The sequence below is a fragment of the Vibrio sp. ArtGut-C1 genome, assembly GCF_002105475.1.
In the GTDB taxonomy this organism is placed as follows: domain Bacteria; phylum Pseudomonadota; class Gammaproteobacteria; order Enterobacterales; family Vibrionaceae; genus Vibrio; species Vibrio diabolicus.
This window is the reverse complement of the sequence record NZ_NCTH01000060.1, coordinates 1-10,782: the sequence shown is the minus strand read 5'-3', so window position 1 is coordinate 10,782 and position 10,782 is coordinate 1. Positions and strand designations below refer to the sequence as shown.

14 protein-coding genes and 1 pseudogene are annotated in these 10,782 nt (G+C 40.5%); 11 read left to right on the top strand and 4 right to left on the bottom strand.

The window, feature by feature from the left end:
- Positions 1 to 126 precede the first annotated feature (126 nt).
- From B7360_RS24215 to B7360_RS24170, 10 genes are all read left to right on the top strand, one after another.
- Complete coding sequence (locus B7360_RS24215; RefSeq protein WP_101911972.1) at positions 127 to 594, top strand: hypothetical protein; 468 nt, start codon at positions 127 to 129, stop codon at positions 592 to 594.
- A 149-nt stretch (positions 595 to 743) separates the two neighbouring features.
- Positions 744 to 1,289, top strand: a complete 546-nt coding sequence (locus tag B7360_RS24210) for a GNAT family N-acetyltransferase (protein WP_085344872.1) — start codon at positions 744 to 746, stop codon at positions 1,287 to 1,289.
- Between the two features lie 145 nt (positions 1,290 to 1,434).
- Positions 1,435 to 2,076, top strand: a complete 642-nt coding sequence (locus B7360_RS24205) for an alanyl-tRNA editing protein (RefSeq protein WP_048626488.1) — start codon at positions 1,435 to 1,437, stop codon at positions 2,074 to 2,076.
- A gap of 143 nt (positions 2,077 to 2,219) precedes the next feature.
- A complete protein-coding gene (locus B7360_RS24200; RefSeq protein WP_085344871.1) occupies positions 2,220 to 2,507 on the top strand; it encodes a putative quinol monooxygenase in 288 nt (95 codons plus the stop codon).
- A 143-nt stretch (positions 2,508 to 2,650) separates the two neighbouring features.
- Complete coding sequence (locus B7360_RS24195) at positions 2,651 to 2,947, top strand: antibiotic biosynthesis monooxygenase (protein WP_085344870.1); 297 nt, start codon at positions 2,651 to 2,653, stop codon at positions 2,945 to 2,947.
- Between the two features lie 81 nt (positions 2,948 to 3,028).
- Positions 3,029 to 3,634, top strand: coding sequence for an SDR family oxidoreductase (locus tag B7360_RS24190; RefSeq protein WP_085344869.1), 606 nt, complete (start codon positions 3,029 to 3,031; stop codon positions 3,632 to 3,634).
- Positions 3,635 to 3,731: 97 nt separating this feature from the next.
- Positions 3,732 to 4,085, top strand: a complete 354-nt coding sequence (locus B7360_RS24185; RefSeq protein ID WP_012841750.1) for a DUF1428 domain-containing protein — start codon at positions 3,732 to 3,734, stop codon at positions 4,083 to 4,085.
- A gap of 308 nt (positions 4,086 to 4,393) precedes the next feature.
- Positions 4,394 to 5,020 (top strand): LysE family translocator, encoded by a 627-nt coding sequence (locus B7360_RS24180; RefSeq protein ID WP_085344868.1) that lies wholly within the window; start codon positions 4,394 to 4,396, stop codon positions 5,018 to 5,020.
- A gap of 169 nt (positions 5,021 to 5,189) precedes the next feature.
- The gene (locus B7360_RS24175) at positions 5,190 to 5,654 is read left to right on the top strand and encodes a DUF2846 domain-containing protein (protein ID WP_005397344.1); all 465 of its coding nucleotides are present in this window, start codon (positions 5,190 to 5,192) and stop codon (positions 5,652 to 5,654) included.
- A gap of 158 nt (positions 5,655 to 5,812) precedes the next feature.
- The gene (locus B7360_RS24170) at positions 5,813 to 6,154 is read left to right on the top strand and encodes a hypothetical protein (protein WP_074191397.1); all 342 of its coding nucleotides are present in this window, start codon (positions 5,813 to 5,815) and stop codon (positions 6,152 to 6,154) included.
- A gap of 47 nt (positions 6,155 to 6,201) precedes the next feature.
- Here B7360_RS24170 and B7360_RS24165 read toward each other — a convergent pair whose 3' ends face one another.
- Genes B7360_RS24165 through B7360_RS24155 form a run of 3 tightly spaced genes read right to left on the bottom strand, consistent with a single transcriptional unit; the run spans position 6,202 to position 8,658 of the window.
- The gene (locus tag B7360_RS24165; RefSeq protein WP_085344867.1) at positions 6,202 to 7,557 is read right to left on the bottom strand and encodes an FUSC family protein; all 1,356 of its coding nucleotides are present in this window, start codon (positions 7,555 to 7,557) and stop codon (positions 6,202 to 6,204) included.
- Between the two features lie 14 nt (positions 7,558 to 7,571).
- Complete coding sequence (locus B7360_RS24160; RefSeq protein WP_085344866.1) at positions 7,572 to 8,435, bottom strand: HlyD family secretion protein; 864 nt, start codon at positions 8,433 to 8,435, stop codon at positions 7,572 to 7,574.
- A gap of 10 nt (positions 8,436 to 8,445) precedes the next feature.
- Complete coding sequence (locus tag B7360_RS24155; RefSeq protein ID WP_012841753.1) at positions 8,446 to 8,658, bottom strand: DUF1656 domain-containing protein; 213 nt, start codon at positions 8,656 to 8,658, stop codon at positions 8,446 to 8,448.
- Positions 8,659 to 8,960: 302 nt separating this feature from the next.
- On the opposite strand from B7360_RS24155, the gene B7360_RS24150 reads away from it, so the two are divergent.
- Positions 8,961 to 9,878, top strand: a complete 918-nt coding sequence (locus B7360_RS24150; protein WP_085344865.1) for a LysR family transcriptional regulator — start codon at positions 8,961 to 8,963, stop codon at positions 9,876 to 9,878.
- A gap of 218 nt (positions 9,879 to 10,096) precedes the next feature.
- Here the strand turns inward: B7360_RS24150 and B7360_RS24145 are convergent.
- Positions 10,097 to 10,782: pseudogene (locus tag B7360_RS24145) on the bottom strand (multidrug DMT transporter permease); the annotation flags it as partial.

Genomic DNA, 10,782 nt, shown 5'->3' with positions numbered 1-10,782 from the left:
CCACATCAATATAACGGTGGATTAACACCAAATGAGTCAGAACGACAGTTCTGGTTCCCTTATAAAACTGTGGCCAGTTTTACTTGACCACTTGTTATCAAATCTAGAGGAGTATGGGAGCGCAAGGTGGGTAAGGTCGATGTCGAATGGTTTCACTTAAACTTTGGGCTTACTGTTTTGAACCCTTCCTTCGGGGTTAAATACAAAGATATAGAAAAGGTCTTACCTAGAGAAATGCGTTGTATTGGTGGTGTTTCTCGCATGTTGAGCAGTATCACTGGTAATTCATATACCGACGCAATTAGTCCTATAGCTTTCGCTTATATGGTAAAACAGTTACTACCTATTGAGTTAGAAAAACTAAGAGATAGAAAGCGGGTTATCGAGAGTTTAAAAAGCGAAGATGTAAAAGTCTGGCCCGTGTTCAGTTATTCCACTCGTATACGACTGCTTCCTTTGCTTCTAAGTAAAACTTCGCCAAATGAAGCAATAAAGTATATGGCCTATTTTGAGTCCGAACTTAGGACTCGTGATCAACTCATTCCAAACTATGATGCGTTCAAAGGTTACTTGTTGAAGCACTTGAAGGTCTAAAAATTGCTTCAATTGAGAATCGTGACAAGTGGCGCTTTTACTATGCGTTGAGCTTATTAAAAAGTGTTATACGAGAGCATTTGTATTACGTATATCACACTTTAGTTGGTTTTTATTCACCAATAACAAATCAAAAGGCTGACCAAAAAATGTTAGTAACTAAGATTGAAACGGAACGATTAATTCTAAGAGAGCTAGTTGAAGATAATGCAAGCGAATTGTTTGGCATATTCTCAGACCATGAGGTCATGAAATATTGGAACTCTGGCCCTTGGGGTTCAATTGATGAGGCTCTAACATTTATAACCAATAGTACACAGGCCATGAATAGCAATACAGAAATGACACTAGGCATCTTCCTAAAGAGTAATGGCCAACTTCTGGGTAAGATAATGCTGTTTAACTACGTGAAAGAGTCCAGGCGCGCAGAAATTGGCTTTGGCGTTAGTCGCAATTTCTGGGGTAAAGGCATTGTACTAGAGGCGGGAAACGCATTAATCGAACACGCATTCAAAACACTGAATCTACGTCGAATAGAAGCTGAGATAGATCCAGACAATGTTTCTTCAGGTAAAGTCTTGGAACGGTTAGGTTTTATAAAGGAAGGTTTCCTAAGGCAGCGCTGGGAAGTGAATGGAGTAGTCTCAGATTCCGCAATTTATGGGTTGTTAGCTAAACCCCTAGACAGCGTTTAGTATCCGGCTTTAAAAGTATCTAATAGGTCTAGCCTGCTCGTGCTCTATACAACACAGCCTTACACTTGACGGTGAGGTTTCTTGAATTGACTTAGTGGTCACTGAATGTACTATCAAGGATAGGACTTACTGCAAGGATAGCAGCATGAGCGAGAAATTATTTTGGGTTAATCCCTACCAAACAGAACTTAACTCAAGAGTGACCAATGTAGACGGAAATAAAGTTGAATTGGACCAGACTATCTTTTTTGCGGAGTCTGGAGGCCAAGAGAGTGATAAAGGAACGATTAATGGTATTCCGGTTTTGATTGCTCAAAAGTTAGGTGTTCGACTTATTTACACATTGGAATCCTCTCCAAATTTTACTCTTGGTGACACTGTAACTACGTGTATTGATTGGAAGCGTAGATACGCCTTAATGAAGCTACACTTTGCTGCCGAAGTGGTGCTCGAGATGTTTTATCAGCGTCGAGAAGGCATTGTTAAGATAGGCGCGCATATTTCTGAAAATAAGAGCCGCATAGATTTCGAGTGGTCTGAAAGTATTGGTCCGTTATTGAAAGCAATTGAAACTGATGTGCAAGATTTGATTAACTCTGATTCAGTTATTATTAGTGACTTTTCCGATCAAGAGAGTGAAAGAAGGTATTGGAGAGTGGATGGGTTTGCGCAAGTACCTTGCGGTGGCACTCATTTAAAGCGCACATCAGAAGTCGGCCAAATTCAACTAAAACGCAAGAACATCGGTAAAGGCAAAGAAAGGGTTGAGATAACCTTATGCTCGTAAGTCGATAGGGCATTCGAAATAGATTCCTAACACGTGGCATTTTAGTTCGTGGTGAGATTCACATTTGCGATATGATGGTTGAGATTGAGGGCGTGTTGGCTGTTTCTTAGCGAAACGCTACACGATAGGGGCGGGAGGATGATATGTCGAAGGTAGCATTGAAAGGCTTTATTTTAGTTCCGGAAAAGGATTTAGAATTAGTAAAGCATGCGTTAATAACTCACAAAAGGCTCACGTTAGAAGAGCCGGGCTGCCTTACTTTTCTTGTGACTCAAAGCTCGACTAATCCTTTTCGTTTTGATGTCTATGAGGAGTTCGTCGACAAAGCCTCTTTTAAACAACATCAAGAAAGAGTTCACGCCTCACATTGGGGAAAAGTAACAACCAATGTTAAACGTCAATATGAAATCTTTGAATGTGTGCATGACTAATCGCCTCGGAGTGATTTAGAGCGTTTACGCTTTGTTTTTCAGGTGGCTCTACGCTCTACTATGTTGCTTTATTCATCTATTAACCTGGCTTAGTGTTCTTGATACTTTGCCGTATTAAATCTAGAAATTTTAATGGAAGTGTTATGTTTAGAGTTGTGTATGAATGGCGTGTGCCAAGTGAAAAAATGGATGAGTTTCAAAATATATGGCGTACGACGACAGATTCAATTCATCAGTCAGTAGATGGGGCGTTTGGTAGTTTTATGCTTCGTTCTTACGATGTACCGGAAAAGGTTTTAACTATTGCCAAGTGGCGAACACGTGAAGACTGGGAGCGGTTTTGGGAGACTAGTAACCCAGAAAAAATGAAGAAGATGAGTGAAATTGCAGAGCGTATTTCAGTCGAACCATTCGATGAAATTGAAGATAGAACTAAGTAGGGCAATAGAAACGTTAAAGTGATGCCTAATGCACAGTTTGGCGGATAATAGGAAAGACAATCTTAACCAAGGAACAGGGTTATGCAGATTTTAATTGTTGGAGGTAGTAAAGGTCTAGGAAGGTTCTTGGCTACGAACTTACAGGGTATAGAAACTTATACTATTTCTAGATCAAAGCTAGTTGAGGATGGAGTAGCTTCTGTTCGTATTGATGTTAGTCCGGAGAAAAAACCAGATTACACGTGCTTCAAAGGTGTAAAGTTTGACATCATAGTTTATTTGGCGTCGATGTGGGGAGAGTCTTCAAAATTGACAACAAACGAACTGATTGAGTTTATGAATGTTGGCCCGATAGGGTATCTTAATTTAGTCAATGAACTTAACGCTTTAGGTTCACTTAACGATAAATGCAATATTGTATCTATTGGATCTACAGCAGAGCTTTCAGAAAATAGTGAGTACCCTGCATTCAGCCTCAGTAAAAGATTACTCAAAGATATTTCTAGCCAGCTTCAAAACGTTTATCGTGATTACCGCTTTACTCACTTTACAATAGGTGGGATCGGGCATGCAGAAGAGGAACGTATTGAGTATTCGAGCGTTTTGGAAATTATAAATACGCTAACTAAGCTAGATCCAAACACATACCTTTCAAATATGTATATCAAGTCCAAGCTAGGAATGTAGCTCTCAAGCTGTATTACGTACCTGCTTCTATGATTTGGCATCATGTGCATTCTTTTTATTGAGCTATGGTTATAACTCCAATGAAAGGAGTTTACTTATGTCATACATTGATGGGTTTGTCGCTGCAGTACCGACAGCGAATAAAGAAAAGTATATCGCACACGCAAAAATAGCAGCAGAAATGTTCAGGGAGTTTGGGGCCTTAAAGGTTATTGAGACGTGGGGAAGTGAAGTTCCAGATGGTGAGATCACATCGTTTCCCATGGCAGTTAAAGCTGAAAGCAACGAAACCGTTGTGTTTTCATGGGTAGTCTGGCCTTCAAAAGAAGTGCGAGACTCAGGGTGGCAGCGGATCATGGGTGATCCTCGAATGAGTCCTGAGAATAACCCAATGCCCTTTGATGGAAAGCGTCTCATTTATGGTGGATTTGATGTTATTTTGGAGCAGTAAAATATCAGAGAATCCCCAGCTTGATTCGTGACACTTGGTGCTTTAATCAGGATTACGCTTCTGATGTACATTCAATAAAGTATTCCGCGATAAGGGTTGATAAAACTTCATGTGGAGGCTTAGAGTAAAAATGGAAGGGATAAATTATTCACTGATTGTCGTATCAGCTATAGCTAGCCCCGGGCCTGCGATGGCAGGCACGTTAATGAACTACGGTCAACGCCTTGATAACCAACGGAAACCTAGACGTTGCATTACTTATAGTTCGATGAGATGTTATCCCGCAAGACGTTAATTTGGAGAAAAGAATGGATTCAAACTCACTATTATTATTTGTTGTCGCTTGTCTCGCTATCAACATGATTCCTGGACCTGATGTAATTTATATTGTTTCCAATACAATGAAAGGTAAATTATCTGCTGGGCTGAAAGCGGCTCTTGGGCTTGGTGTTGGTTACTTTTTTCATACACTAGCGGCATGTTTAGGTTTGTCAGCAATAATTCTGAGTTCATCTTTGGCTTTTAGCGTTGTTAAATGGTTAGGGGCCGCTTACCTAGTTTATTTAGGTGTTCAGTCATTACTGTCCATGTGGCGTGGAGAAAGTAAAATCGTTGAAAACAAAAATGTTGATAATAATAAAAATGTGTTTGTTCAGGGGGTTATCGTCAGCGTCTTGAATCCAAAAGTAGCGCTATTCTTTCTCTCGTTTCTGCCTCAATTTATTGATACGTCTGCAAGCTCAACATCAATGCAATTATTACTACTTGGCTTGCTGTTCAGCGTACTTGCGACGACATGTAACGTTTTGTACGCATCTGTGGGTAATTGGGTATTTAGTCGTCCACACTCTCAGCGTTATTCAAGAACTCTTGAAGGTGTTTCAGGTATTCTACTTATCAGTCTAGCGAGTAAAGTGGCATTTAGTGATCGTTAGATACAGGGCATTTTATTCTCGTGATTATTATATGGCTAATGTTTGCTCAATCTATACGTTAAATGAGTGCTATTGCATAGGTTGAATCACAAATTTCAAAAATACCAATAAGTGAATGTATTTGTTTATAGTATGGTTGGCGCGATTTTATCGTAGCTAGGTTAATAATATGAAAAATAAAGTAATTCTTTGTTCCGCATTCCTTTTGGGTTTATCAGGTTGTGCTTCTGTTCCTACTGTTGATTCGACAGTATCAAATCAAATGAAATCATTTGAAGCACCTCAAAAGGGGAACGCAGGGATTTACATTTATCGAGAAGATGCTTTTGTCGGAGCAGCGCTTAAAAAGTATGTTTACGTCGATGGGGAATGTATTGGTGAAACAGCTCCTGGTGTATTCTTCTACCATGAGGTCGAAGGCAATAAAGAACATCAAGTAAGTACAGAGTCTGAGTTTTCTGAAAATCACTTAACTATCTTAACGGAAGAGGGCCGTAATTATTTCGTTAATCAATACATTAAAATGGGTGTATTTGTTGGTGGTGCGGGCGTAGAACTCGTGGACGAAAGCAAAGGTAAAGCAGAAGTACTAAAAGTAGACATGGCAGAAAAAGGAAACTGTCCTTCGATCTAGTTTAACTGACTGATTTTACATTTAAAAGTACTTAAAAAAACACAACCCAGCGCTTGACATGAAAAGTTCAACGTTGGGTTGCGTTTTTATGGCCAACAGTTTTTACTTGGTGTTGTTATTGGTAATACATAAGCGTAAATCAGCAACAAGGATGTGTAATGAAAAATAAGATGTGGATCTTCGCAATTATCTTGCTCATTGGTGGGCCTTCACTATTGCCATTTAGTCTGGAAGTTATTTCTATCATCGAGTTATTTGGGCTGTTAGGGTTGTGGACGGTTTATTCATCCTATGCTGAATATTTGATCAAGCATCCTCGGCTCAAAAGAGGCGCATCTTTAGCTACATGTTGGGATCTTCAACCTCAAATATTATTCTCACTTCGTGATATTAAAGTATTCCCACTGCTGATATTTCATATGTTTCCTGTTCAAAGTGTGTTGGTTTGGTCTTTAATTTTTACCTTTTCGGGCAGTGTTATTTGCCATTACGTAATTTGATCTAACCCACTGTTCAAAGCATTTCCTTATTAAGTTTAATTGCTTGTTTAAGCGGTTACGCGGGGATGAAACAGGTCATTAAATAACTTGGCGATCATCAAAATGAGCATGATGTTTACCAGCATGAGTAAAGGTGTTTCGATACGATACTCCGGGGTCAAGTTAAGTGCGCCTGAGGTTAATACCACTAATAAATTGACGCCTAAGACCCTATGGATCATCAGCTGTGGTGTAGAAAATACCTCCCAAATCAAAATAATATTGATGAAATAAAATAACCCTAGTTGCCAGAGTTCAGTCATCATGGGCATCAAGAAGATGTATTGCAGCAGTATCACTGAACCTGTTCCCAAAACGCCAAAGAAGGCATCTTTAACAACGCTAGGAGGCATTGTAGGTACTATTGATGAAAAGACACCGGCCAACATAGGGAAGATAAACCCACCTGGTACAGGGAGATAAATCCAAACCAATAACGAGGTGATAAACATCGATAGGCCTTGTAAAACCTTTCTGCGGTCTTCTTTCAAATGCTGTATGAAAGTCCGGTGTTCACGATGCCAAGATGTTTTCTGTTTCACTTGTTCTGTCAATAAGGTACGACCAATTAGATGCGTGGTTGGCTGAGTGATATCAAATAGTGTCAGGTTTTGAGCCACAGGTTTCCAGTCAATATCATCACAGTGAGGCTTTTCCACTTGTTCAAGTAATCGTTCTTGAATACGTTTCATCTCTTCGAGGCGCTGATGCCACAGTTTTCGATGTTCTTTGAGGTGGTAACTGCCTGTGAGCGGTAATCCCAGTAGTTGGCACATCTTCTCAATGTTTGTTGTGTTGGTTTCAAGCGCATCAATATCAATGTCATTTGGTTTGTCCATAGCTTTAAGCAACACCTCACGGCTGCTCTCAAAGCGTTGAATGAAATTCTCTTCAGTATTCACTGGCCAAACCAAACGATAAACAACGGAGAAGGTAATGATGCCAAGAATAGTTTCCTGCATTCGAAGTACTGCGAAATGGAACGTCACTTGACTATCAAACCCTCCCATACAAGCGATGATAGAGCACACAGCAAAGCCTATGGAGAACACATAACCGTACTTTTCGTCGCTCGACATGAAAATGCATACACCTAAAAATAGGGTAAAAAAAGTCAGGAACAAGAAGCGATCTTGAGAAAATGCTGTGATGAGGAAAAAGGCATAGCCGATGCCCAGTAGGGTTCCCACTAGGCGATTATGACCTTTGTTTATCGAGTGAGCGAAGCTTTCATTTAATGCCATTACCGCGACGGCGATCGCTGCCCAATAGGGTTTCTCCCATTGAAACCATAAGGCGAGGCAGATTGCGATAACGATAGACAGTGCAGCTTTTATTGCTTCTTTGGTTGAGGCATTAAACATACATTTCACCGCATTTATTGTTTGATGATTTTGATGGATGCCGTCATACCGACGTGTAGTTGAAAATCTTTTGGTAAGTTGTCTAATTTCACTTTAATTGGAATGCGTTGAGCTAAGCGTATCCACTGAAAGTTAGGGTTCACATTAGGCAGAAGGTCGTTACCTGTACTACCGTCTTGCTTCGCGATGCCGTAACCAATGCTCTTGATTTTGCCTTCTAGCACCATTTCGTCGTGCATCATTAAGGTTACGTATGCTTTATCTTGTGGATCAACACCAACTAAATCCGTTTCTTTGAAATAGCCTTCGATCCAAAAGCTGTCTTCATCAATTAATGCTACAACTGGTGAGTTTGCGACAACTTGGGAGCCGGTGCGCAGATTAAAATTGGTGATGTAACCATTTGTTGGAGCGTACACCTTGGTGTAATCAAGGTTCAGTTTTGCTTCTTCGACGTTTGCTTTCGCCAGCTCCACGTTTGCGATTGCTGTCTCTACGGCGTTGTTCAAATTGTTCAACGTCAGCACCGATACCGCGCCAGGTGTACGCTTTTCTAGTTCCAGTGCACGTTGTTCTTCATTTTTGGCTTTCGCTAACAACGCAATGGCTTGCTTTTGAGCCGCCTGGGCTTTGTGGTAAGACGCTTTATAAATGCTTGGGTCAATCTCAAACAGTAAGTCGCCCGCATTAACTTGGGAGTTGTCTTCAACATATACCTTGATGACTTGCCCGGTTACACGGGGCGTTATAGACACAATGTACGCGCTGACATGACCATCTCTAGTCCAAGGATTGTTTGAGTATGATTGGTAGTAACTGAAAATCACAGTGCCAGCGGAACACAGTAATAAAAATGTGATTAGATAACGTTTTATCACGGAATTTGCCTCAAAAGATGGTTATGAATCGACCAATAACGCCAGTAAAAATCACAATTAGGCTCAGCTCAGCAAGTGCTGGAAACGCAACGTATTTGTGTACCCCTAATTTTGTTGCAACGGTTCCAACCAAAATGGTGAGAATGTAAGCCAATGCAATAACCAGCAACAAGGGTGGGAAGTAAACTTCACCCCACACAAGCTCATGTGGCATTGAGTTCATAGTGCTTTTCTCTATTTATTTGATGAATGCAAAGATAAGAGAAATCCTACAAATGTAATAATCGCTTTTGTAGGATCAAATCCATCAATGTATTTTTTTAGAGAGTTCGTAATGAGTTACGTCTGATGTCGAACGTGCTTTAAGGGGAGTGTGAGTGCGATAAGTTTTCGCATTTACGTGCGGAATAACTACGTATCTAATGATGAAGATAAAAGCCTCGAGTCAACCGTCGCTCTTTCGAGCTAGCATTCTCAATAACTTGTGATAGTTTAGCCATGTAGCCCTAAGATATAAGAAAACCTATGAATTTTAGTCTTGAACAACTATTGGCATTCGTTGCTGTTTACGAGGAGCTTTCGTTTAGCAAAGCCGCTGTAAAATTGAATAAGCACAGAACAACCATCGGGCAGGTTATTACGAATTTAGAAGATCTACTTGCTGTGAGCTTGTTTAATAGGGTTGGCCGTTCTGTAGAGTCCACTGAAGATGCTCGCCTTCTTTACCACTATGCAAAGCAAACAATTGAACAAGCCCGTACGTTCGACAAAGTCGCATTGAGCCTTGCTTATGGTGGCTTAGAGAGTGTCAGCATTGCCTATTCTAGTGCTATCCCACATCGTTTGCTGGTGTTACTTCGTGTTCAATTAGCGGCAGATTTTCCGATGATGCGAGTTAACTTTTTTGTTCGTAACCGTAACGAGATCAAAGAAGGTTTAGCGACTGGTGAGTATCAGTTCGGTATTGTAAATGTACATGATAGCCGTGCAATACACAGTCTAGACTCGACGTTTTTAGGTCACTTTGAATTTGTTCCCTTTGTCCAGAAAGGTGGTGAACTGGCTTCTATGGCACCCGACCGAGTGTTAACTGCGTTGAGGAATAGCAAGCAATTTGTGTTGCGATCTTTCATTGAAGAAGGAATGGGTGAAAAAGTTATCGTCAGTTCGAATCATGAAGAAGTCGATCAGCTGGCTCTTGTTGTAAAAATGGTTGAAGCAGGGCTAGGGTGGGCGATTCTTCCTAGAACGCTGGCTCATTCGGAATTTTCTAATAATGATATAGAGCCCGCTGAAGTCTGTGAATTACTAGAAGGCTTTAAGTTTGGTTTTGGCCTTTGGTGTCAACCCTCTAAGCAAATAGGGGATGTAAAAGACTCTATCATGAGGGTTGTTACGGCGTATCGGGAGAAGCTAATCCGCGATTTTAAAGCGACGCCATAACCGTATTCATCCAGACCACATTTATAAACAAGACTCAATTCGAGTCTTGTTTTTTACTTGAAAAATTCTTCTCTTCTGATTGGACGTTAATGTTTATTGGGAGGGAGTAATCTTCTGTATGTGATTATAAAATCGATGCTTTTTTACTTATTCAAGCTTCGTTCAATGAGAAAGCTCATATCGCTCAGCCGCTTTAGTTTAAGAAAGAGAGGCTGCAGTTATTTTACCTCTTGCTCTGATCTAAATAAATTGAGAACCAGTACCCCTAGAACTATAGCGATAGAAATAGAGACGAATCGAGTCATTTGAGCAGAAAATGATTCGATGCCCGTATTGTTAATAATCTGGTAAGTCAGCACAGTGAAGTTAGTAAAAAGCAATTGATAGATGGTTAAGTGTGTCTGTCGACGTATTGCAAAACACGCTAGTTGCAGGCCACAAAAGATGGTAACGCCAAGTACAACGTAAGTAGGTGCACCTGTGGCTACTGCAAGCATGCATGGAATAGTAAACAAGATCCCTAGGCTTGTAGTGATAATTCGATACCGCCCAAAGGAATGACTGTCTTGATTAACTGGGTGCTTAATCATGCTGCCAAATGTTATTGCGATCAATAGCGTTTGAGAGCTTCCAGATGATATTAGCGCGTACAAAACAACACACAATGCGGTTGCTTTAAAGACGATAAGCCCGATATGTTCGTTTGCACCATCAAGAGTGGTTTGGTCTGGTTGTATATCTTTTTCGTCCCCAGGGAATAGCCAAAAGCTAATATATGTGGCAACCAACGCAACAATGAAACTAGTAAATATGTAGTGGCATAGTGAATTTGGCCACCTGATTAAGAGGTGATGTATGATCATCTCGATACTAAAACAGGTGACATTATGACTAAGCGTGAAAG

Coding starts and splice junctions, on each gene's coding strand:
- B7360_RS24210 (WP_085344872.1), top strand. CDS start 744: ATGTTAGTAACTAAGATTGAAACGGAACGATTAATTCTAAGAGAGCTA.
- B7360_RS24205 (WP_048626488.1), top strand. CDS start 1,435: ATGAGCGAGAAATTATTTTGGGTTAATCCCTACCAAACAGAACTTAAC.
- B7360_RS24200 (WP_085344871.1), top strand. CDS start 2,220: ATGTCGAAGGTAGCATTGAAAGGCTTTATTTTAGTTCCGGAAAAGGAT.
- B7360_RS24195 (WP_085344870.1), top strand. CDS start 2,651: ATGTTTAGAGTTGTGTATGAATGGCGTGTGCCAAGTGAAAAAATGGAT.
- B7360_RS24190 (WP_085344869.1), top strand. CDS start 3,029: ATGCAGATTTTAATTGTTGGAGGTAGTAAAGGTCTAGGAAGGTTCTTG.
- B7360_RS24185 (WP_012841750.1), top strand. CDS start 3,732: ATGTCATACATTGATGGGTTTGTCGCTGCAGTACCGACAGCGAATAAA.
- B7360_RS24180 (WP_085344868.1), top strand. CDS start 4,394: ATGGATTCAAACTCACTATTATTATTTGTTGTCGCTTGTCTCGCTATC.
- B7360_RS24175 (WP_005397344.1), top strand. CDS start 5,190: ATGAAAAATAAAGTAATTCTTTGTTCCGCATTCCTTTTGGGTTTATCA.
- B7360_RS24170 (WP_074191397.1), top strand. CDS start 5,813: ATGAAAAATAAGATGTGGATCTTCGCAATTATCTTGCTCATTGGTGGG.
- B7360_RS24165 (WP_085344867.1), bottom strand. CDS start 7,557: ATGTTTAATGCCTCAACCAAAGAAGCAATAAAAGCTGCACTGTCTATC.
- B7360_RS24155 (WP_012841753.1), bottom strand. CDS start 8,658: ATGAACTCAATGCCACATGAGCTTGTGTGGGGTGAAGTTTACTTCCCA.
- B7360_RS24150 (WP_085344865.1), top strand. CDS start 8,961: ATGAATTTTAGTCTTGAACAACTATTGGCATTCGTTGCTGTTTACGAG.